Here is a 21,717-nt window from a genome sequence, read left to right as displayed (position 1 = left end):
CCGTCACTCCGCCGCGATCAGCGCGAGGTCGAGGCCAAGCAGGATGCGACCTTCGGCTACTTGAACGGGTAGCGTCCTGACAGCGCCCTCATCGGCGCCTTGCGCCTTGCCGGTTTCGAGTGAGAACACCCAGTTGTGCAGCGGACAGGTGATGGATGTGCCGTGAACGATCCCTTCGCTCAGCGGACCGCGGCGGTGCGGGCAGTGGTCGTCGATGGCGAAGATCCTGTCATCGGCCGTCCGGACGACGGCGATGCGGCCTTGGGGGGTGGTTACGCAGCGTGCGCCACGCAGGGGAATGTCGTCGATCGATCCGATTTCGAACCAGTTCATGATATCACTCTGCGGCCTGCTGGTAGGAAAGCGTCGCCATGGGCTGGAATTCATGCTTGTCCTTGCCGGATACACGTTCCGACCACGGATCGACCTGCGCGAATTTTTGGGAAAACACGAAGCGGTCGTAGAATTGGCGGCGGCGGCTCGCATCGTCGAGGACCTGCCGCTTGATCTCGGCAACGCCGACGCGCTTCGCCCATTTGTAGATACGCTCGAGGTAGCGCGCCTGCTCGCGGTACATCTGGGTCAGCGCGACGACGACCTCCAGTGCTTCGTCCTCGCTCTTCACGAGGCCGAGCACCTCCGTGCCCTTGATTTCGAGACCGGCAGCGCCGGCGAAATGGATCTCGTAGCCGGAGTCCACGCAGATGACGCCAATATCCTTGCACGTCGATTCCGCGCAATTGCGAGGACAACCCGATACCGCCATTTTCACCTTGGCCGGCGTCCATGAACCCCACATGAATCGCTCAATTCGGATACCGAGGCCGGTGGAATCCTGCGTGCCAAAGCGACACCAGTCAGTTCCGACGCACGTCTTCACGGTGCGCAGGCCCTTGGCATAGGCGTGCCCGGAAACGAATCCAGCCTTGCCGAGATCCGCCCATACCGCCGGCAGATCTTCCTTTTTGATGCCGAGCATATCGATGCGCTGGCCGCCGGTGACCTTGACTGTCGGGATCGCGAACTTGTCGACGACATCGGCAATGGCCCGCAATTCGCTGGCCGAGGTGATTCCGCCCCACATCCGCGGGACCACGGAATAGGTGCCATCCTTCTGGATATTGGCGTGGACACGCTCGTTGATGAAGCGCGACTGGTAGTCATCGGCATATTCATCCGGCCAGTCACAGACCAGGTAATAGTTCAGGGCCGGCCGGCATTTCGCACAGCCGCAGGAGGTCTTCCAGTTCAATTCCTGCATGACTGCAGGGATAGTCTTCAGTTCCTTTGCCTTGATCAGCCGGCGGATCTCGTCGTGGCCGAATTCGGTGCACGGGCACATCGCCTGCACCGCTGCTGGATTGTAGGTGTCGCCGAGCGTCAACGTCATCAGCTTCTCGACCAGTCCGGTACAGGAGCCGCAGGAGGCTGATGCCTTGGTGTGAGCCCGCACGTCGTCCAGCGAGGTCAAACCCTTTGCCGTAATCGTATTGGTGATCGTGCCCTTGCAGACGCCGTTGCAGCCGCAGATTTCCGCGTCATCCGCCAAAGCTGCAACGGCCACCAAAGGGTCCGGGGAAGCGCCTCCCTGGAATGCCTGTCCGAAGATCAGGGTGTCGCGAATCTCCGAGATGTCGGAGCCCTTCTTCTTCAGGTCGTTGAACCAGGCACCATCGCCCGTTTCACCGAACAGCACGGTGCCGATAATCTTGTTGTCCTGCAGGATGACGCGCTTGTAGATGCCGGCCGACGCGTCGCGCAGGATGATCTCCTCGCGATCATCGCCATCAGCGAAGTCGCCGATCGAATAGAGATCAATGCCAGTGACCTTGAGCTTGGTCGGCGTGTCGGTGTGGACGAACCGTTTGCCTTCCCCGCCGGCCAGCTTTTCGGCCGCGACCTTGGCCATCTCGTAAAGCGGCGCGACGAGGCCGTAGACATGGCCTCCGACTTCCGCGCATTCGCCGATGGCCAGGATGTCGGGATCTGATGTCTGCATGCGATCGTCGGTGACGATGCCGCGGTTGACCGTGAGGCCGGCCTCCCTGGCAAGGTCCACATTCGGCCGAATGCCAACGGCCATGACCACCAGTGTCGCGGGGATGATCTCGCCGGTGTCGAGCTCAACGCCCTCGACTTTGCTGTTGCCGATGATTGCCCGGGTGTTGGCCTTTGTGCGAACCGTGATGCCGCGCTGCTCGACGGCTTTCTGCAGCAGATAGCCGGCCGCGGGATCGAGCTGGCGTTCCATCAGCGTTGGCATGACATGGAGCACCGTGACGTCCATACCGCGTTCTCTCAGGCCCGCGGCTGCTTCAAGACCGAGCAGTCCGCCGCCAATCACCACAGCCTTGTCGCGGGATTGCGCGGCAAGAAGCATGGCGTTCACGTCGTCGAGATCTCGGTAGGAGAGCACGCCCGGCAGGTCTTTGCCGGGGACGGGTATGATGAACGGCATGGAACCGGTCGCGACGACCAGCTTGTCGTAGCTTTCGGTCACCCCACGGTCCGAGGTGATCGTCTTTTTTGCCCGGTCGATCGCAACGACCCGGTGCCCCTTGTAGAGGGTGATGCCGTGCTTGATGTACCAGCCGTCGCCGTGAATGACGATTTCGTCATACGCCTTCTCGCCTGAAAGGACCGGTGACAGCATAATCCGGTCGTAATTCACGCGCGGCTCGGCGTTGAAGATCGTGATCTGATAACGGGCGGGGGCGGCTTCAAGAAGATGCTCGAGCATTCTTCCCGGAGCCATGCCATTGCCGATGATGACGAGTTTCTCAGCCATGTCTTGATTCCTCCGGTTCATTCGGCAGCTGCCGCAAGCACCACCGTGCCGTCTGCCGCACGCTCCATCCGCCGTATGGCGACATGCATCCAGCCGAAGCACGCGGCCACGATGATCAAGAGAAGCATGAAGCAGCTCGACCAGATGCCAGTCAGGTCGTTGAGAGCGCCGAAGGCGATGGGCAGGATGAAGCCGCCCAGGCCGCCGATCATGCCGACCAGGCCACCGACGGCGCCAACATTGCCGGGATAATAGACGGGAATATGCTTGTAGACGGCGGCCTTGCCGAGGCTCATGAAGAAGCCGAGAATGGAAGCCACAGCGATGAAGGTTATTGGTCCAATCTCGAAATGAAATGTAATCGGCCCCTCTATACCTCGGACGCTATAGTCAGCAGCAGGTAAAGAAAGAACAGCGGCGGCAATGGCGCTGACGCCAAAGGTCCAGTAAAGCACGCTGCGGGCGCCGATCCGGTCAGAGAGCACACCTCCATAGGCGCGAAAAACAGACGCGGGGATGGAATATGCGGCGCCTACCATGCCGGCGGTGGCGAGATCGAAACCATAGACGCCGATGAGATAGCGCGGCAGCCAAAGCGATAGAGCAACGAAGCCGCCGAATGCGAAGAAATAATAGAGCGAGAAGCGCCACACACGAATGTCGGCCAGGGGTGCGAATTCGGCCGCGAATGAACGCGCCGGGCCGGCGCCTGTGGTGCGGCGCTTGCGGATCACCGGATCATCTTCGGTCGAAAACCAGAAGATGATGGCCATCGCTGCCAGCGCTGTGGCCCAGATGAGCGCGACGCTCTGCCAGCCCCAGGCGATCAGCACGAAGGGTGCGGCAAATTTGGTGACCGCCGCCCCGACGTTGCCGACGCCGAAGATCCCGAGTGCCGTTCCTTGCTTCGCGGCCGGATAGAAGCGAGAGACATAGGCGACGCCGACAGCAAAGGAGCCGCCCGCGAGACCGACGCCAAGCGCGGCGGCGAGCATTGATGCATATGTGGTTGCGAAGGCCAGGAGGAAGGTGGCTAAAGCAGCCGCGAGCATTGTGGCTGTGTAAACCAGACGTCCGCCATAACGGTCTGTCCAGATGCCGAGCAGGATGCGTACAAGCGAGCCGGTGAGGACGGGCATGCCGATAAGGAGACCGAACTCGGTGTCGCTAAGACCAAGATCCTGTTTGATCCGCACCCCGATGATCGAGAAGATCGTCCAGACGGCGAAGCATACGGTGAAGGCGATGGTCGACACTGAAAGAGCTTTGCCGGCGAAGGGATCGGGGTGGGCTCCTGCGGTTTCGGTCATTTTGGGCTCCATGGGCGACATGTAGGACCGTGCTGTGGCTGAAAAAAAAGCCGCCGAGCACGGATCCTTGTCGCGTCAGACGCGAAGGGACCTCTGCTCGGCGGCTTTGCCTCGGCGCGCCCGCCATTGGACGCGAATATGTTGGCCCGTCAGTGGGCCTGTATGGTGCTAAGCACGAGCCGTGCCAGTCCGACTACGGCGATGAGAAGGTAGAAGTATCAATAGCTTGAGATATGAAGCGCGACCAACCGCGACCCGGTTGCGATGAAATCGCGATCACGGGGACCGTCTGGCGCATAAAATTTGTGCGCTGCAGCGTTCGCTTGAGGTCATCTAGCCGCCGTTTGCGCAACGAGGTAATCGGCAAGTTTGTCCGGGTCGAAAACCCTGCCATCAAAAAAGCCATCCGGGCCGAGAATGAGACTGGCGCCAGCGGAGCCCACCGGCGTCTCCCTCGTCAACGCGCCCTCGACCTTTGAATTAGCGGTGGGCAATGCAGCGCCGAGGGATTTCAGGGCGGCCCGGTACAGATCCGGCCGATAGGTCTCGTGGGCTATCGCGTCATTTGCCCGGCTTGGGTTGACCTGCCCCCACCGTACCATCTGGCTGTAGAACCAGAGCGCGTGGCTCTTCCAGGGGAATGTTGCCGCCTTCGCGTAAGTGAGGAAGAAATCGGGAGCCGAGATCACGCTCCCGTCTCCGGTAGCGATCCGGCCCGAGAGTGCGGGCAGTAGCCATTCGGCAGGCGCTCCAATATAGGCCGGTTGCGCGAGAAGAGCGCTCAGCTCCTCGCGATTGGCCGTGTCCGCGCACCATTGCGCGGCGCGATAGACTGCACGCAGCAGCGCGGAAAGTGTCTGCGGATGGAGTTCGGCCCAAGCAGCTGATACGCCAAGAACCTTTTCAGGGCTTGATTTCCAGATTGCAGCCTTGATTGTCGCGATACGGCCGCCGCCCTTGGCGATCGCAGCGGTGTTCCAGGGCTCGCCGACGCAATAGCCGTCAATGCGGCCCGACGTCAGCGCGTCGGCCATCAGCGGCGGAGGAACGATGACGATATTGACATCCGTATCGGGATTTATCCCGCAGGCGGCAAGCCAGTAGCGCAGTTCGTAATTGTGCCCCGAATGGGGATGAACGACTGCAAAGCGAAGACGCTCGCCATCTCCTCGTGCTCTGTCTTCGATGACGTCATGCAACGCTGCGCCGGTAGAGGCCGGTTCGAAGCTTTCGGAAGCTCCACGCTCGCGCATGGATCGCCACAGATCGAGGGAGACCGTGATCGCATTTCCGCCGAGGCCCAGAGCCATGGGAACCACGGTGCGCGCGGCAAGCGGCGCAAGTCCGAGGTTGAAGGCAATCGGCATCGGCGCCAGGACATGGGCGACATCGAAGTGACCCACTGCGAGCCGGTCCCGGATACTCGCCCACGAATTCTCACGGATCAGAACAAGCTCGATGCCCTCACTTGCGGCGAAGCCCTTTTCCCGAGCAGTCACGAGCACCGCGCTGTCGAGGAGCGGGAGGAACCCTGCTGTCACGCGTTCAACGACGCTCATTCCTCGCCTCCTGGGCCGAGAAGTCCGGCTGCCGTGATCAGGCTTTGGGCGATCTCGGCGATCTTCCGGTTCTGGTTCATCGCAGTCTTCCGCAACAACGCATAGGCTCCGTCTTCCGACAGGCCGCGCGACTTCATCAGGATGCCTTTGGCCCTTTCGATCAACTTGCGGTTTTCGAGTTCGCTGCGTGCTTCTTCCAGCTCCCGCTCCATACGCGAAAACGCATTGAAGCGGCTGATCGCCATATCGAGGATGGGCTTCACCCGCTCCTTCCGCAGTCCATCAACAACGTAAGCCGATACTCCCGCATCGACCGCCGCTTCGATGGAGGCACTGTCCGACCGATCCACGAACATCGCGATTGGGCGCTTCACCGCGCGCGAAAGTTGAAACATGTCCTCCAGCATATCGCGGTTGGGATTTTCCAAATCTATGATGATGACATCCGGCTCGAGCTCTTGGATACGCCGCGCAATGCCCGCCACGTCGTTGACGAGGGTCACCTGATCATAGCCAGCATCGCGCAAGCCCGCCTCAATGATGGAGACGCGGACGCGGTTGTCGTCGATCACGAGGATCTTGAGGGCCGAGGCGGAATTCATGTGACCCATCATGCCGCGAGATAGTTTTTGTGCAATGCGGCAAAGGCGCAGAAGGATGCTTTTGCAAGGGTCCGGCGCGAAGGCGTTGAAGCAGGCGGAGGAGGGATCATGAATGGCCGTCGGCCTCGATCGCTGCCTGACGCAGGAGGCCGCGTTCAGGGAACAAGTCGCGCAAGCCGCGATTTCACAACAAGGTTTGCAAGGGCCCGCTCCTGGAAGATCCGTTGGCGGGCCTGCGTTATGGCTCGGCTGGCGACCGATCGGGCGGCCTTGCGATGTGAACGTGACTAACGGTTGCTGAACGTGGGCGGCTCGCAGGGATAGGTGTAGCGCCGAGTAGGCGGGACTTCAGCCGTCACCCTCAAACAAACCCGGCGATGCATCGCTATTGGAGGTTCATCATGCCCAACAGCTTCGTGCGACATCGAACTGTGGCAGTCGGGAGGCATCGGATCTTTGTCCGCGAGGCCGGCCCGGCGGGCGGACCCGTGCTGCTTCTCCCTCATGGGTATCCGTGCTCATCCTTCCAGTTCCGCCAACTCATGCCCGCGCTGGCCGACCATTGGCGCACTATTGCGTTCGACTGGCCGGGCTTCGGCTACAGCAGTACGCCCGACCCCTCGGAATTCGGCTATGACTTCGATGCGTATACGGACGTGCTGAGCGAGGTCGCGGATCATTTGAGCCTCGACCATTACGCGCTGTGGCTGCATGACTACGGCTCGCAGATCGGTCTTCGCCACGCCATCGCCCGTCCGGATCGGATCGCCGCGCTCATTATCCAGAACGGTGATATTTACGAGGATGTGCTAGGCCCCAAATACGCAACCATCAAAGCGTGGTGGGAGAACAAGAACGACGAGACGCACCGGCCGCTTGGGGAGGCGGTGAGCGAAGAAGGCTTCCGGGCGGAGTTCATCGGTGAAGTGTCCGAGGCGGTGGCTGCGCGGGTGCCGCCGGACCTCTGGAAACTGCATTGGCCGCTGATGGATACGCCCGTGCGCCGCCAGGTTGCGGTCGGATTGATGGAGAAGCTGGAGGGCAATCTTGCTTGGTTTCCCCGCTATCAGGCTTATCTTCGTGAGCACCATCCCCCGACGTTGATCGTATGGGGTCCGCAGGACGGCTACATGCCCGAAGAATCCGCGCGAGCGTATCTCCGCGATATCCCGCACGCCGAACTTCATCTTTTGCCGGATGCAGGACACTGGCTGCTTGAGACCCATTTCGATCAAGCGCTGCCGCTCGTGCGCAGCTTCCTCTCGCGTACCCTTCGCTGAAGCACAAACGCAGGAGAACCAGCATGCCCACCACGCCCACAATCGCGCGGATTTGGCGCGGCCGAACCAAGCCTCAGATGGCCGACGAATACGAGGCTTACAACCGAGCCGAAGGCGTCCCTCCGCTGGAGAAGACCGCGCTGGGCGTCCAGCTCTTTCGGGAGGATCGCGAGGGCGAGACCTGGTTCACGACCATTTCATACTGGGCAGACATGGACGCGATGGTTGCCTTCACGAAGGGGGATCCGGAGGCGGTGCACCATCTCCCCCGTGACGAAGAACTCCTGATTGAACTGCCCGAACGTATTGAAATTCATCGCATCCTCGTTGATGAGCGGGAGTTGCGATGATGTGTCTGCTGGGGATGCGCCATACCGGCGCCCCGACGATTGGAAGAGCAGTGGCCAGAACGATCCCCTCCGGCACCGAGCCCGTTCTTTCGAGGGCGCAGGCGTGAGCCCCTATCCTGCCCCGGATCACTTTGGTTCAGATACTAGATCTTATCGGCGATATAACCGCCGGTCTGTCGTTTCCAGAGACGGGCGTAAAGGCCGTCGCGCTCAAGCAGGGCCTGCGGTGTGCCTTCCTCGACGATGCGACCCTGGTCGAGGACAACGATGCGATCCATGCTGGCAATCGTCGACAGACGGTGGGCTATGGCGATCACCGTCTTGCCTTGCATGAGGAGGGCGAGCTTGTCCTGAACTGCCGCCTCGGCTTCACTGTCGAGCGCCGAAGTCGCCTCGTCCAGAACGAGGATGGGCGCATCCTTGAGCAGCACGCGGGCAATCGCTACCCGTTGGCGCTGACCGCCCGAAAGCTTGACGCCTCTGTCTCCCACAAAGGCGTCGTAGCCGGTGCGACCCTCGCCGTCCTTCAAGGATGTGATGAATCCGTCGGCTTCGGCGAGCATGGCAGCCTGCCTGACCTCTGCCGGGGACGCATCCGGGCGGCCGTAGCGAATATTATCACCTACGGAGCGATGCAATAATGAAACGTCCTGGGTCACCACGCCGATGCTCTCTCTCAGACTTGCCTGTGTAACGGAGCGGATGTCCTGCCCGTCTATCCGGATGGTGCCGTCCTTGAGTTCAAAGAAACGCAACAACAGGCTGACCAGCGTCGACTTGCCAGCTCCCGAGAGGCCGACCAAGCCGACGCGCTCGCCGGCTCGCACCGTCAGCGAGAGATCTTCGATGACGGTTTTTCCCTCTCGGTAGGCAAAATGGACATTTCTGAATTCGACCTGGCCTGCGTCCACCTTGAGCGGCTGGGCATCGGGCGAGTCGATGATGGTGGGCGGGGTCGTCATGACGGGCATGGCGTCACGGATCGTGCCCACGGCCTGGAAGATCTGTTGCCCCATCTGGAGGAAGGCACGGGAATTAGCGCTCAGGCGCTGCACAATGGCGATGGACGCGACGAACTGGCCGATCGTGACGAAACCAGCGGCCAGGCCCCAGAAGCCGATGGCAAAATTAGCGAGCACAAGCAAGGTGTTGAGGAGGATCACGGTCGTATCCGTGGTCAGATGAATCCGTCTCTCGCGTTGCTGGGTCTCGATCGCGTTCGTCATGAACGTCCGCATCGCGCCCGCTTCGCTGTCCTCGGCTGCGAACAGCTTCACCATCTGGATGTTGCTGTAGACGTCGGTCATCGCGCCGAATATGAGGCCGCGCGCCCGGGCCGTTCGGCGCGACCGCTCGGAAAAATGGGGCACGGCAACAACGGCGAGGAAGATGTTGGCCACGATCCAGACGAACACTGGCAGTGCCAACGGCCAGCATAGTGCCCCGAGCAGAGCCAGTGACCCGACAAACTGCACCAGGAAGAGCGGGACCTGATAGAACGCCACCACAATTTGCTGCTGCACCGCTGAAGCGACTTGGGAAATGCGCGCCGCGACCTGCCCCGCGAACAGGTCTTGGAAGAAGGCGAGATCCTGACGCTCCACAGCCTTATGGCCTTGCCACTGGATGGTGGCCGGCATGCACACCGCCACAGCCTGCGAGTTCAGTGCGTTGCCGAGAAAGATCAGCAGCGGCAGGACGGGGAAGATCAAGACGCCCAGGAGGACCAGCGTCGGCCATTCCTCTCCGAGGAAAGCCCTCGCGCCGCTCGCGGTCACGCCGTCGACGACGAAGGAGATGGTCCAGATGGTCGCGAGATTAATGCCCTCCACGGCGATCATGAGGAGAGCGACGGCGACGAGCACGGTCCGGAACAGCGAGGCGAAGTGCTTGAGGAGGGCGAATGGACCGCTTGTGGGCAGCGGCTTTACAGGAAACCCGAGCGGATGAATGAGCGTCTCGAAGGGCCGATAGATGAAATCTGAAAAGGACATGGCATCTCAGCAGCGGTCGCGATGATACGCGGGGAGAGAATCGCCCGAGAGTTGGTCAGGCACCTCCTGGTACTAAACGCGAACAGATGGAGGGAGCTAGTTGGGGTCGACGTTTCCGACGACCGCGCTCCGCGGAGCGAGGCGTTATGGCAGGGGACGGAGATTGACATTCCTGAACTAGGCCAGGATCCCACCGCTCTGTCGTAGGTCTCGCCGCAGGGACAAGCATTTGGCGATAAGATGTGCAGCGCGGAGAATGCGTGGTCAGTTACCCCTGTGTCAACCGCCGGCTTCAGGCCCGAGTGGCATTATCTGGCCCCTTCGCGCTGGCCACTGACAGAAAGTCTAACCTGAATTGATACAGAAATGATCAAGCAGCCGGGCCGCGGAGCCAATTTTCCGAGGAGCGTTGCCAGAGCACTCTGCCCTAGAAGCGGGCTCACGAAACGCCATATTTCTCCAAGAGTGCGTCCAGAATTGTTTCAGAATAGGTCTCGATCTGCTCTTCGTTGAGCCGCAGAATATCCTTCATGGTGATATAGTTCTCGAAGCCTGAGGTGGCGGCGAGAAGCAGCGCGAGTTCGTTGGTCCTCTTCTCCCCCAGCGTTGCGGAGACGGGCGAAAGGGCTTCGATGAACATCGGTAGTCGACGGGCATAACGCTGATAGCGGGGAGCACCCTCTGCGCCTGATTCCATGGCGCGGGCCGCAAAGATGCGCAGGCGGTTCTCCGAGGTGCGACAGAACGCGAGCCAGTAGCGCCGCACCGCGTGCACGCGGTCCCGGACGGGCGACCCCTCCGGGATGATATTCTCCGGCACGGACACAATCCCGTCCAGCACAGCCTCAAGAGCGAGAGCGGCGGCATCGGAAAAGTAACGATAGGCCGTGGCGCGCGAAATGCCAGCCTCGTCTGCCACCGCTGCCAAATTGACTTCGGCGCCCCTGTCGATCAGCGCGCGCGCAGCAGCCAGCAGATCGCGGCGGGTGCGCAACTTCTGGCCGAGGCGCTCCCGCTCCCTGGTGCCCTCGATTCCATCTTGATTATCTGATCTCATCATGAGAAAAATGTCTCATAAAGAATGTTGCACTGCAAGGGGCTACTATGAGCGAAACTGACACCTACCATCTGTTCGGCAATCTGATCCGCTTTCATGCACGGGGCGAAATGGGCTACTGCCTTGTGGACGTGCTCACTGCGCCAGGCGCCGGCGTGCCACCCAATACCCATCCAGGGGACAATGAGGTCTTCTGCATTTTGGAAGGCACCTATGCCTTCGATGTCGATGGCCAGGAGCGCATCGCGAAGGCGGGCGACGTGGTGCAGATCCCGAATGGCGCTGTGCACGCGTTGAAGAATATCGGCGATAGCCCCGCTCGGATGTTTATCTTCAACATCCCTGGCAGGATCCATGCGGAATTCTTCGCAACGTTGGGCGAGCCCATGCCCGTGGGAGCGCGTGATTTCCCCCCGCCGGCTGACAACCCCCCAGACATCCCCCGGCTTATCGCGCAGGCCAGGGGCCTGGGCGTTATAATTCAACAATGATGAGCACGCGGGCGTTCCGTGGCAGTATTGTACGGCCCCGGGGCACTCACATGTCCCGAATTCCCCACGAGAACCTTCTCCCTTGGGCCTTTATGCAGGATAGCTCTTCAGTCGGCAGCGGGGGGTGAGCCCACCACCCCGCGCTGCGCGGCCCATGATAACAGCGCATCAAGGGCCGGGCAGAGGGCCTGCCCCCATTCGGTCAGGCAGTATTCGACCTTTGGCGGCACCTGATGGTGAACGATGCGCTTGATGATGCCGTCGCTCTCCATCTGGCGAAGCTGCTGAATCAGCATTTTTTGCGATACGGCGGGAATTGCCCGCTCGAGGTCGGAAAACCGCATGACCGCGCCACCGAAGAGGTGGAACAGGATGATCAGCTTCCATCGCCCTTCGAGCAGCTTCAAGGCGTTCTCAACCCCTTCGGCCGCCGTTTCGCGTGTATAACCGTGAGAAGGGTTACCTTCCGGTAAGTACCTTACTTTTTCGTCTGTTCTTGTCATATGGGAAGGCTAGGGTGATCTAAGCTCCGAAACAACTCAAATCGGAGAAGAGCTGCCATGCCAATTTCCCTTCCGAGGCCTATCGCTGCCTATTTTGCGGCCGATCAGGACGATGGCGGCGCGATTGCGATGTGCTTCAGCGAAAACGCTGTGGTCATCGACGAGCACCGGACCCATAAGGGCCGCGACGCCATCCGTAAGTGGAAAACGGAAGCTTCCGCCAAATACAGCTATACCGCCACCCCGTTTGAAGTGAGCGAGCAAAACGCCCAAACTGTGGTCACCGCCCGTGTCGCCGGCAACTTCCCCGGCAGTCCGGTCGATCTCCGCTATGCGTTTGTTCTGCAACACGACCTGATAGCGCGGCTGGAGATCACGGCATGAGCTTCGATCTCGGCCTGGAGGGCGCACGTGCCCTGGTAACGGGCGGAACCAAGGGTATCGGTGCGGCTGTGGTCGATGTGCTGCGTGAGGCCGGAGCGCGCGTCGTGACGACCGCTCGCACTGTGCCAGCGGGTTCCGGGCAAGGGGTCCACTTCATCACCGCCGACATTGCGACGGCTGAAGGCTGTGCCCGGGTTGCGGCGGGTGCTCTCGATCATCTCGGCGGGGTGGACATCGTCGTCCATGTGGTCGGCGGCTCCTCCGCATCCGGCGGCGGGTTCGCCGCGCTGGACGATGCGGAATGGTCGAGGGAATGGAATTGGAACCTGATGCCGGCTGTCCGGCTCGATCGCGCGCTTTTGCCGGGGATGATCGCGCAAGGACGCGGCGTGATTGTGCATGTCACCTCGATCCAAAGCCGCCTGCCGCTTCCTGAATCAACGACAGCCTATGCGGCGGCGAAGGCCGCGCTGTCCACCTACAGCAAGAGCCTGTCGAAGGAGGTTGCGGCGAAGGGCATTCGTGTGGTGCGGGTTTCACCGGGATGGGTGGAAACCAAGGCAGCGGTTGCAATGGCTGAGCGATTGGCCTTGGAGGCGGGCACCGACTACGAAGGAGGGAAGCGGATCATCATGGATTCGCTGGGAGGAATTCCGCTCGGCCGGCCTGCGAAGCCGGCAGAGGTCGCCGATCTCATTGCGTTTGTTGTCTCCCCGCGCGCCGGCGCGGTGACCGGCACGGAACTCGTGATCGACGGCGGCACAATACCAACGTCGTGATAAGAGTGAATGCGCTCTGGCTTCGAGCAAGCGGCCGGTTCCCGCGAAACAATGGAGGGTAACGCCTCCGTAGCGCCGGCGCGACGCTTCCGCTCTGTGGCACCGCAGGGAGCGCGTGACGGGGAGCGGCGACAGTTTCAGATAATCGGGCCGGGATGCCAGCCGGCCAACGAATTCGGCTAAGCCCCCGATATTGCCCAATATTGAAGTCCGCGCCCCCGGCTTGTATGAATGAATAAAAACAAGGTCTTCTCACGCGAGGGCGTAAACATGATCGATTACACGATCGATGTGATGAATGATGCCGGAGCAGAGCAGGGCCTGCTTGACCTTGTCCTCGCTGATTTTGCGACGGCTTTCCGGGCTTGGTCGTCCGCGTTGACGGCCAATGTTACGCTCAATGTTCGATTGGAGATTCGTGACCAGACAATTAGTGGAAGATTTCAAGGCGGACCAGCATCTACACTGAATATCGGCACAAAAGGCGGGTTGGCGGTCTGGGAAAGCGCCGCTGCGTATGAGCTGAGAACCGGGGTCAGTTCCGGCATGGAATACGATATTCTTGTGCAAGCTGACATAAACCATCTCCGCAACGGCCTGTATTTTGGTGGCAACGTCGAGCCCGACAAGGTGAGCGCCATATCCACCATTGTCCATGAGCTGGCTCACGGCATAGGTTTCGCCGGATGGCGTGATTACACGACCGGGGTGCTTCCCGGCGACTATCAATCTCCCTTCGACTCGCATGTGCTCATGAGGGATGGCCTTCCATATTTTGAAGGCGTGAATGCCGCAAAAATTTATGGAGGCCCTGTGCCCCTGACATATGGAAACATTTTTCACCTCGGAAACTCCGCGCCGCATCCTGGCGTGGAACTGGCAGACGACCTGATGAACGGCATCGTCTTCAAGTTTGCGACCGAGTATCCAATCAGTGATCTTGATCTTGCGATCTTGGCTGACCTCGGAATCGGGACCCGCAACTCCGATATTCTTGATGCTCCTTTGTCTGGACAGACGCTGGACGCCGGAGCAGGATTTGATATCGTCACGTTCGGAACCGATAGTGTCGCCTATCAGTTCTCTTATGATGACGAAGTTCTATCCGTCAGTAATGCAGATAATTCCTATAACGCATTCATCAACACAGCAGAGCGGATTGCTTTTACGGATCGCATTCTGGCGCTCGACCTAGACGGCAATGCAGGCCAAGCGTATCGAATGTACAAGGCCGCGTTGGACCGATTACCTGACCAAAGTGGCCTGAGTTTCTGGACCATCGCGATGGACCGTGGGGTGGGCCTAAGAGATCTGGCTCAGTCATTTGCTTCGTCGTCCGAGTTCGTTGGCCTGTACGGCCAAAGCCCAACCAGCCATCAGGTTATTCAGCTTCTCTATGAGAACGTGTTCGGCCGTCAGCCGGACGAAGCAGGCTATGCATTCTGGAGCGGCGCCATGGAGGATGGCGCAACGATGACAGATCTCCTTATCGGTTTTTCGGAGAGCGCGGAAAGCAAGGCTAATTCCATTGGGGCAATCTCGAACGGCATTTGGCTGGATGTCCAAATGGCGTGATGCGTTCAGCTATCGCTCCCGCTGGCTGTAACTCACGATCCGCCCGCCCTCGCGCCCACGCTGACCTCTACGCCTGAAGATATCCGCGCATCAGTGCTCTTCAGCCTCCGCGGAGGCCATGACGCCGCGTGCGAATATGTCGAGGAAATAATCCGCTATGGCCTCGGGCTTCTGGGGGCCTGTGGTGCGATACCAGAAGGTGATCCAGTTGAATGCTCCGAACATAGCGAAGGAGAGCTTTTGCGGATCACAACTGCGGATCGAACCGTCGGCGATACCCTGCGCGATGATGCGCTCGACTTCACGGTTCAGGCGCCGCCGCCCCGTCCAGAGCTTCTCCCGCCTGTCTTCAGCCATGTTGCCGGGGGCCGTGTTACGGATGAGGCACATGCCGAAATCGGTCGTCATGACATTGATATAGCGGCGGAAGAGCATTTCCAGCCGCTCCCAGCCGCTGACGTCCGCGTTACGGACATCGTCGAGCAGGGCAGCAAGCTCGATCGTTGCGATATTGGAACATTGGAAGAGCAGGTCCTCCTTGTCCTTTATATAGTAATAAAGGAACGGCTTGCTGACCCCGAGGGCATCGGCGACGTCCGACATCGACGTCGAGTGATAGCCGCGCTCGTTGAAGATCCGTGCGGCGGCGGTCAGAATGGCGTAGCGCTTCGCCTCCCGCGCATCTGGGGAGATCTCCCGCACCGTCGTTGCGTCCGTCATACGCTTCCCTCGCTTCGGAATTCTCACCCGTGGTCCGTCCGTCACACATCACCCCGCGCACCCGCCCAGCCTCTTATTGCAGCCATGCACGAATCGAGCGATCGGAACAAGGCGACGTTTGGCAGGCGTTCTGCTTCTCCAGATCCGGGGCCGTCGCCCCATTGGCTCATCCAGACCAAGCAAAGCGGCTTGCCGCAGGTTTTTGCAACATCCGAAAGGTCATGGAAATAGGGCGACGCCCATGCTTTTGCCCAAACGAGAACCAACGCGTCGAAACGGTTGTCCGAAAGAAGCGCGGCCGCGGAAGCCAGGATGGATCGCGGATTGGAGGTCGCCTGGGCGGTGGCATCGCACGGGTTGCGGGGCGACCCGAAGGGTGGAATGACCTCGGCCAGGCGCATCCTCGTGCGCTCGGATGGCTGGGGTGTCGCCACGCCGTTCCGTTCCGCAGCGTCAGCTGCCAGGATCCCCATACCTCCGGAACTGGCAAGGATCGCGACAGCTGGTGCCACGGCTGGCTTGGGCAGGTTCCTGAACTTGGCGAGGAACGTCGCGGTTTCGATAAGGCGGGCGAGGTCTTCGACTTCGACCATTCCGCACCGGGCGAAGAGCGCCGACCACTCACGTGGACAACCCACCTTTGACGCGGTGTGATAGGCGACCGCTTCAGCGCCAAGACGTGACGATCCAAGCTTTGTGACGGCGATGGGTTTGCCGGCCCTCGCAGCCGCTGCTGCCGCCCTTTCCAGTCGATCCCCCGAGGTCAGGCCTTCAAACACGAGCGCGATGCCGTCGACGGTTTCATTATCAGCGAGCGCGCTGACATAGTCGGCGATATCGACATCGACTGAATTGCCCGCGGTCAATACGTGGCTCAGCGACGAGCCACGTTCGGCCGCCTGGGACAGACCAAGCGCGATTGCGCCGGATTGGGAAACGAGAGCGATGGTTCCGTTGCGCGGGCTGTAGCCGTGCGGGAACTCGGCAAAGCCGCAATGAGCGCCGCTGACAAGGTTGGCGATGCCGGTCGTATTGGGCCCGACCAGCCTCATGCCTGCGGCATGGGCGATCATCTTTAATCGCTCCTGCGCGGCGAGGCCTTCTTCGGTGCCGAGCTCAGCATATCCGGAGGCGAAGATGATGCTTGAGCGAACCTTGGCGGCCGCACAATCCTCAAGGACCGCCTCGATCGCCGAAGCTGGCACCGCGAGCACGGCACAATCGACCGGTTCGGATATTTCCCGAATGCTCGCATGGCATCGCTGACCGCCAATTTCCTTCAATCTCTCGCTGATCAGGAACACCGCCCCGCTGTAGTCGCCAAGGTTGGCCATGACGCGCGCGCCGAGCGAACCGGCGCGGTCGGACGCACCGATCACCGCGATCGAGCGCGGGCTAATGAGAGGGGTGAGAGCCTCCTTCGAATAGAGTTCCCGGGCTGCGTCTGACATAGGCAGGCTCCGTACCAGCGGGTAAATTTCAGTGAGGCCGGATGCTTAGGAAAGGCGGCAATGTCCGCCCCAGCCGGGAATATTGACTTCTTCCGCCTGTCAATCGCCCCCTTGCGTTATACTCACGAGTAGATATTCTCTTGTCAATCTCCGCGAAAGCGGCTGCATAACAGGGAGGGACGGAGCATGATCAAGAGACGCGCACTGCTGGTGGCTGGGGCGACGCTCGCGCTGGTGGGAAGTATTGCTGGCGCATCAGCTGCGGATTTTCCGACAAAGCCTGTCAAGCTCGTCATCCCTTATCCACCGGGCGGTCCCACGGACCTTGTTGGCCGGCTTGTGGCACAGCGGCTCTCCGACCTGTGGAAGCAGCCGGTCGTCGTCGACAACAAGGCTGGCGCGTCGGGGACAATCGGCTCCGACGCGGTCGCGCGTGCTGAGCCCGATGGCTATACGCTGGTGCTTGGGAACAATGCCTCCCATGGCGCATACGAATTGCTCAATCCATCCGTGACGCCATACCATACGATGAAGGACTTCGCTCCAGTGTCCCTCGTCGGCGTCGCGCCCCTCGTCATGATCATCAACAAGAACGTTCCCGCGAAGGATATCAAGGAGTTCGTGGCCTATGTGAAGGCCAATCCGGGCAAGGTGAACTATGCTTCGGCGGCAATTGGCAGCGCGCCGCATTTCGCTTCGGAAATGCTCAATATCGCTGCCGGCATCGATATGAAGCATATTCCTTTCAACGGCACCGCACCGGCCATTCAGGCACTTCTTTCAGATTCGGTCCAAGTCTACATGGGCGGTGTCTCGAGCGTCATGCCTCATGTTCAGGCGGGCAAGGCGACGCTGATCGGCGCCGTCGCTTCCGAGCGCATCTCGGCCCTTCCGGACGTCAAGACCATTCGCGAGGAAGGCGTCGATGTCGCCTACGACTCCTGGTATGGCCTCCTCGCTCCGGCCAAGGTGCCACCTGCCGTTCTCGACAAGATCAATGCTGATGTCTCGAAGGTGTTAGCCGGCGACGATGTCAAGACAGAGATGGCCAAGCTCGGTTTCGAGCGCAAGCTTGGTACGCGCGCCGAGTTCACGACCATGCTTGAAGGCGAGGTGGATCGCACCAAGAAGCTTCTTCAAGACGCTAAAATCGCGGTGAAATAGGAATCCTGGTGTGCAGGGCCGGCGCCCGCCCATCGATGGCGTGCAATGCGTTGGGCGCGATGGAGGGTGATGCTGGGGTAGCAACCGATCGGGCACCCATCCGGCGCGACAGCCCGGAGCCGGATCGCTACACGTCCGTTGCCTCCAATGAAGGTCCGCTCGCCGTCCGCAGGGAGGAAAGCCGATGAAAAGAAGAACGATCATACGGGGCGCGGCCGTGATCGCGGTCGCGGCGGTTGTGACCGGCGGTGGCGCGACGGCGCAGCCGGCCTACCCTGACAAGCCGGTCAAACTGATCATACCCTATCCACCTGGTGGTCCAACCGACCTTCTCGGGCGCCTCGTCGCACAGAGTTTATCGGAAAGCTGGGGCCAGCCGGTCGTCGCTGAAAACCGGGCTGGTGCATCGGGCACGATCGGTTCCGACTATGTCGCCCGCGCCAAGCCCGACGGTTACACGCTGATCCTTGGCAACAACGCCTCGCATGGCACATACGAGTTGCTCAATCCGAGCACCACGCCCTATATCACGGCACGCGATTTCGCGCCTGTGGCGCTCGTTGGCATTGCGCCCCAGGTCATGGTGGTCAGCACGGGTGTCGGCGTCAAGGATATTAAGTCCTTCATTGCGCTTGCGAAAAGCCGGCCAGGTCAGCTGAACTACGGCACCTCCGCGATCGGCAGCGCTCCTCATTTGGCAGCCGAGATGTTCAAGCTCGCCGCCGGCGTTGACCTCAAGCATATTCCGTTCAATGGTGCTGCGCCGGTCATGCAGGCGATTATCGCCAATACGGTGCAGATGTATATCGGCGCTCCCTCAACCGTCATGCCGCAGGTCGAGGCAGGCAAGGCCGTTGCGCTCGGCGCGCTATCGAGCGAACGCATCCCCTCGCTGCCCCAGTTGCCGACGTTCAAGGAGAATGGGGTCGAGCTCACCTACAATTCATGGTTCGGGCTTCTGGCGCCGGCAAAAACGCCAATTGACATCCTCGAGAAGATCAACGCTGACGTTAACAAGATGCTGGAGAACGAAACCATCAAGAAGCAACTCGTCGACCTCGGCTTCCTCGCCGAAGGCGGCGATCGCGAATACTTTCGGAAGGTCGTCGACGAGGAAACAGCGACAACGAAGACAATCATCGAAGCGGCAAAGATCGAAGTGAAATAGGATCGATGCGGGCGGTCGAGATCTCGGAATGGTGCGAACCGGCTGCCTTGTTTGTTTCGGCAGTTGCCCGACCGATATGCTCGCCTGACCAGGTCCGGATCCGCATGCGTGCGGCGCCGGTGACATTTGCCTTGTCACTTCTGGTGGCAGGGCGATACCAGCGGCGCCCGACCTTGCCCTTCGTTCCCGGCAATACGATCGCCGGAGACATTGTGGAAATCGGTGGCCGTGCGGATCGTGGGCTTGCAGTGGGCCAGCGGGTTCTGGCCTCGTTGGAATATGGGGGGCTCGCCGAAGAAGCATGCGCCCACGCGGCGAATGTCTACCCCATCCCGGATGCGATGAGCTACGCCGAGGCGGCCACGCTCAATACGTCGTATAACTCCGCACTCGCAGCCCTCACGTGGCCGCGTCTTCTGAATATCCAGGGAGGCGAGACACTGCTTGTTACCGGCGCGGCGGGCGGCGTCGGCATCGCTGCTCTGGAAATGGCGAAAGCACTCGGAGCGAGGGTTATTGCAAGCGCCTCCTCGGAAGCCAAGCGCGCATGTTTGCGCCAGCGCGGGGCTGACGTCGTCCTTAGTGCGGATCCTGCCTCGCTGAAATCAGCGGTGATGCGGGTCACCGAGGGTGTGGGCGTCGATTGTGCGCTTGACCCGGTGGGCGGCGTGATCTTCGGCGAGGCCCTGCGGTGCCTGAAACCGGGGGGACGCATCCTGCCGATCGGTTTTGCTTCCGGAACGATCCCGACAATACCGGCGAACCTTGTGCTCGTGAAGAACATCAGCATCGTCGGTCTCTACATGGGTTATTATAAGATTGATGAGCGCAACAGATTCGAGCCGGACATCCGGGCGATCTTCACGCGCCTTGGCGAGATGCACGGCCGCGGCGAGATCAAGCCTATCGTGGCGGCGAGCTATCCGCTGGAACACGTTGCCGATGCTTTCCGGACAGTGCTCGATCGGGAAACGATCGGCCATGTTGTACTGACGTCCGGGACCTGAAGTCGGGCGCCGGAAAGGCAGCACCTGCACGGTTTCCACTCGGTGCGGTCAAAAGGATCGCTTTAATCCCGAGTCCAACTCATGTATCAATATTGAAATCAGTTCCATCAAATGGAATTTCGATGACGGGTACCGTAACAGACGGTTTTGCACGCCTTGCATCTGAACTCTGCTACGAGGATCTCTCGGCGCTTGCCGGAGAGCGCGCGAAGCTGTCGATCATCGACGCTTTCGGCTGCATCCTGGCGGGCGCGGGCAGCGCGGAGGCGGCCATCGTCCGGAAAGCCGTTGCTCTCGACGGAAAGGACGGCCCGGCCGTCATTCTGGGAACGAATACGCTTGCCTCGCCAACTGCCGCGGCCTTCGCAAACGGCACCGCTGGGCATGCCTTTGACTTCGATGATTCATCACTTGCGATGATTGGCCATCCCTCTGTACCGATGGTGGCGGCGGCAGCCGCACTGGGAACCGGACGGCAGATCTGTGGCCGCGATATCATCGTAGCCTACGCGCTTGGACTGGAAATCGCAGCTGGCCTTGGCCGTCGCATGAACCCGTCACATTACGAGGCGGGATGGCACGCGACCTCCACCTTAGGCACGCTATCGGCTGCGCTCGCCGGCGCACGGGTCGCAGGGCTGTCGGAACGGGAGATCATCGCGGTGATCGGTGTTGCGGCGTCCAGTAGCGCGGGTATCCGGAAGAACTTCGGTTCGATGGTGAAGCCGCTCCATGCGGGCATGGCGGCGCGCAATGGTGTCGTTGCAGTTCATCTGGCGAAAGCAGGCCTTGCGACAGATCCTGCAGCCCTCGACGGGACGCACGGCTTCATCGACGTTTTCCGCGGCGAGGGACAGGTGGAGGGCTTTTCCTTTGGAGGCACTCTGGAGATCGAATCGTCTGGGGTCAGCATCAAGCGCTTCCCGTGCTGTGGCTGCACCCACTCCGCCCTCGACGCTCTGCTGGCGCTTCTGCAAGATCATCGTTTCACAGCAACTGAGATCGAGTCGATCCGCTGCACGACGATCGCTCTCGTAGCCGACATCCTGACGTATCGCCAACCGACCACGCCGTTGCAGGCGAAGTTCAGCATGGAATATTGCCTCGCTGTTGCCGCGCTTGACGGAGCCTGCGGTCTCGATCAGTTCGAGCCCGATCGGGTGACGGCCCCTGATGTGCAGGCGCTCATGGGCAGGGTTGCTACTTCCGTCGATCCGGCGCTCATCTACCGCAACGGCGTCTATCCGAGCACCGTGACGGTGACGCTGAAGGGCGGCCGCGTATTCTCCCGCCATGTGGAGGAAGCCATCGGGCACCCTGCCCACCCGCTCGGGCAATCGGAGCTGGAAGAGAAATTCTTGTCCTGTGCCGAACGTACCCTTGGCCGCCAGCGTGCACGCGATGCATTTGGCCGGCTTACTGCTCTTGAGGATGTTCAGGACTTCGACGGACTGGTCGAGACGCTGAAGCCGGGATGAAGAGGCGGGCGCCAGTCACAAAGACGATGGGATGGTCCGGATCGTCCTGTGCTGCCG

Annotated in this window: 20 protein-coding genes; 10 read left to right on the top strand and 10 right to left on the bottom strand. The window is 60.7% G+C overall.

Going from position 1 to position 21,717, the window contains the following annotated elements; all coding sequences use genetic code 11:
- Window positions 1-3: 3 nt before the first annotated feature.
- The 5 genes from nirD to KIO76_RS22140 all read right to left on the bottom strand — a co-directional run bounded on the left by nirD (window position 4) and on the right by KIO76_RS22140 (window position 6,259).
- Window positions 4-333, bottom strand: coding sequence for a nitrite reductase small subunit NirD (nirD, locus tag KIO76_RS22160; protein ID WP_213325763.1), 330 nt, complete (start codon window positions 331-333; stop codon window positions 4-6).
- 4 nt (window positions 334-337) lie between these two features.
- Window positions 338-2,788 (bottom strand): nitrite reductase large subunit NirB, encoded by a 2,451-nt coding sequence (nirB, locus tag KIO76_RS22155; RefSeq protein ID WP_213325762.1) that lies wholly within the window; start codon window positions 2,786-2,788, stop codon window positions 338-340.
- Window positions 2,789-2,805: 17 nt separating this feature from the next.
- Window positions 2,806-4,119, bottom strand: coding sequence for an MFS transporter (locus KIO76_RS22150; RefSeq protein ID WP_502761903.1), 1,314 nt, complete (start codon window positions 4,117-4,119; stop codon window positions 2,806-2,808).
- Between the two features lie 308 nt (window positions 4,120-4,427).
- Window positions 4,428-5,657, bottom strand: coding sequence for a CmpA/NrtA family ABC transporter substrate-binding protein (locus KIO76_RS22145; protein ID WP_213325760.1), 1,230 nt, complete (start codon window positions 5,655-5,657; stop codon window positions 4,428-4,430).
- Window positions 5,654-6,259, bottom strand: a complete 606-nt coding sequence (locus tag KIO76_RS22140; RefSeq protein ID WP_213325759.1) for an ANTAR domain-containing response regulator — start codon at window positions 6,257-6,259, stop codon at window positions 5,654-5,656. The genes KIO76_RS22145 and KIO76_RS22140 overlap by 4 nt, the downstream gene beginning before the upstream one ends.
- A 401-nt stretch (window positions 6,260-6,660) precedes the next feature.
- On the opposite strand from KIO76_RS22140, the gene KIO76_RS22135 reads away from it, so the two are divergent.
- Both KIO76_RS22135 and KIO76_RS22130 read left to right on the top strand, forming a co-directional pair.
- Window positions 6,661-7,539, top strand: coding sequence for an alpha/beta fold hydrolase (locus KIO76_RS22135; RefSeq protein ID WP_213325758.1), 879 nt, complete (start codon window positions 6,661-6,663; stop codon window positions 7,537-7,539).
- Window positions 7,540-7,562: 23 nt separating this feature from the next.
- Complete coding sequence (locus tag KIO76_RS22130; RefSeq protein ID WP_213325757.1) at window positions 7,563-7,889, top strand: antibiotic biosynthesis monooxygenase family protein; 327 nt, start codon at window positions 7,563-7,565, stop codon at window positions 7,887-7,889.
- A 143-nt stretch (window positions 7,890-8,032) separates the two neighbouring features.
- On the opposite strand, the gene KIO76_RS22125 is transcribed toward KIO76_RS22130, so the two are convergent.
- Window positions 8,033-9,883 carry an ABC transporter ATP-binding protein gene (locus tag KIO76_RS22125; RefSeq protein ID WP_213325756.1) on the bottom strand — a complete coding sequence of 617 codons (1,851 nt, stop codon included), beginning with the start codon at window positions 9,881-9,883 and terminating at the stop codon, window positions 8,033-8,035.
- 439 nt (window positions 9,884-10,322) lie between these two features.
- Entirely contained in the window at window positions 10,323-10,943 is a 621-nt protein-coding gene (locus tag KIO76_RS22120; RefSeq protein WP_213325755.1) for a TetR/AcrR family transcriptional regulator, read from the bottom strand.
- Between the two features lie 44 nt (window positions 10,944-10,987).
- On the opposite strand from KIO76_RS22120, the gene KIO76_RS22115 reads away from it, so the two are divergent.
- A complete protein-coding gene (locus KIO76_RS22115; RefSeq protein ID WP_213325754.1) occupies window positions 10,988-11,431 on the top strand; it encodes a cupin domain-containing protein in 444 nt (147 codons plus the stop codon).
- 107 nt (window positions 11,432-11,538) lie between these two features.
- On the opposite strand, the gene KIO76_RS22110 is transcribed toward KIO76_RS22115, so the two are convergent.
- On the bottom strand, window positions 11,539-11,934 hold the full coding sequence (locus KIO76_RS22110) for a winged helix-turn-helix transcriptional regulator (protein WP_213325753.1): 396 nt from the start codon (window positions 11,932-11,934) through the stop codon (window positions 11,539-11,541).
- A gap of 57 nt (window positions 11,935-11,991) precedes the next feature.
- On the opposite strand from KIO76_RS22110, the gene KIO76_RS22105 reads away from it, so the two are divergent.
- The 3 genes from KIO76_RS22105 (at window position 11,992) to KIO76_RS22095 (ending at window position 14,672) form a co-directional block, all read left to right on the top strand.
- Window positions 11,992-12,318 (top strand): nuclear transport factor 2-like protein, encoded by a 327-nt coding sequence (locus tag KIO76_RS22105; RefSeq protein WP_213325752.1) that lies wholly within the window; start codon window positions 11,992-11,994, stop codon window positions 12,316-12,318.
- Window positions 12,315-13,097, top strand: coding sequence for an SDR family oxidoreductase (locus KIO76_RS22100; protein ID WP_213325751.1), 783 nt, complete (start codon window positions 12,315-12,317; stop codon window positions 13,095-13,097). The genes KIO76_RS22105 and KIO76_RS22100 overlap by 4 nt, the downstream gene beginning before the upstream one ends.
- A gap of 270 nt (window positions 13,098-13,367) precedes the next feature.
- The gene (locus KIO76_RS22095) at window positions 13,368-14,672 is read left to right on the top strand and encodes a DUF4214 domain-containing protein (RefSeq protein WP_213325750.1); all 1,305 of its coding nucleotides are present in this window, start codon (window positions 13,368-13,370) and stop codon (window positions 14,670-14,672) included.
- 90 nt (window positions 14,673-14,762) lie between these two features.
- Here the strand turns inward: KIO76_RS22095 and KIO76_RS22090 are convergent, their stop codons facing one another.
- Window positions 14,763-15,392, bottom strand: coding sequence for a TetR/AcrR family transcriptional regulator (locus tag KIO76_RS22090; protein ID WP_213325749.1), 630 nt, complete (start codon window positions 15,390-15,392; stop codon window positions 14,763-14,765).
- Window positions 15,393-15,433: 41 nt separating this feature from the next.
- Complete coding sequence (locus KIO76_RS22085; protein WP_213325748.1) at window positions 15,434-16,843, bottom strand: CoA-binding protein; 1,410 nt, start codon at window positions 16,841-16,843, stop codon at window positions 15,434-15,436.
- A 186-nt stretch (window positions 16,844-17,029) separates the two neighbouring features.
- On the opposite strand from KIO76_RS22085, the gene KIO76_RS22080 reads away from it, so the two are divergent.
- The 4 genes from KIO76_RS22080 to KIO76_RS22065 all read left to right on the top strand — a co-directional run bounded on the left by KIO76_RS22080 (window position 17,030) and on the right by KIO76_RS22065 (window position 21,660).
- Window positions 17,030-18,007 (top strand): Bug family tripartite tricarboxylate transporter substrate binding protein, encoded by a 978-nt coding sequence (locus KIO76_RS22080; RefSeq protein ID WP_213325747.1) that lies wholly within the window; start codon window positions 17,030-17,032, stop codon window positions 18,005-18,007.
- A gap of 184 nt (window positions 18,008-18,191) precedes the next feature.
- Complete coding sequence (locus tag KIO76_RS22075; protein ID WP_213325746.1) at window positions 18,192-19,175, top strand: Bug family tripartite tricarboxylate transporter substrate binding protein; 984 nt, start codon at window positions 18,192-18,194, stop codon at window positions 19,173-19,175.
- 5 nt (window positions 19,176-19,180) lie between these two features.
- Window positions 19,181-20,182, top strand: coding sequence for an NADPH:quinone oxidoreductase family protein (locus KIO76_RS22070; RefSeq protein ID WP_502761902.1), 1,002 nt, complete (start codon window positions 19,181-19,183; stop codon window positions 20,180-20,182).
- 122 nt (window positions 20,183-20,304) lie between these two features.
- Window positions 20,305-21,660 (top strand): MmgE/PrpD family protein, encoded by a 1,356-nt coding sequence (locus KIO76_RS22065; RefSeq protein ID WP_213325744.1) that lies wholly within the window; start codon window positions 20,305-20,307, stop codon window positions 21,658-21,660.
- Window positions 21,661-21,717: the final 57 nt, after the last annotated feature.

This window comes from Chelatococcus sp. YT9 (assembly GCF_018398315.1).
Classification (GTDB): Bacteria; Pseudomonadota; Alphaproteobacteria; order Rhizobiales; family Beijerinckiaceae; genus Chelatococcus.
The sequence above is the reverse complement of the archived record's forward strand: the minus strand, read 5'-3'. Positions and strand labels throughout refer to the sequence as shown.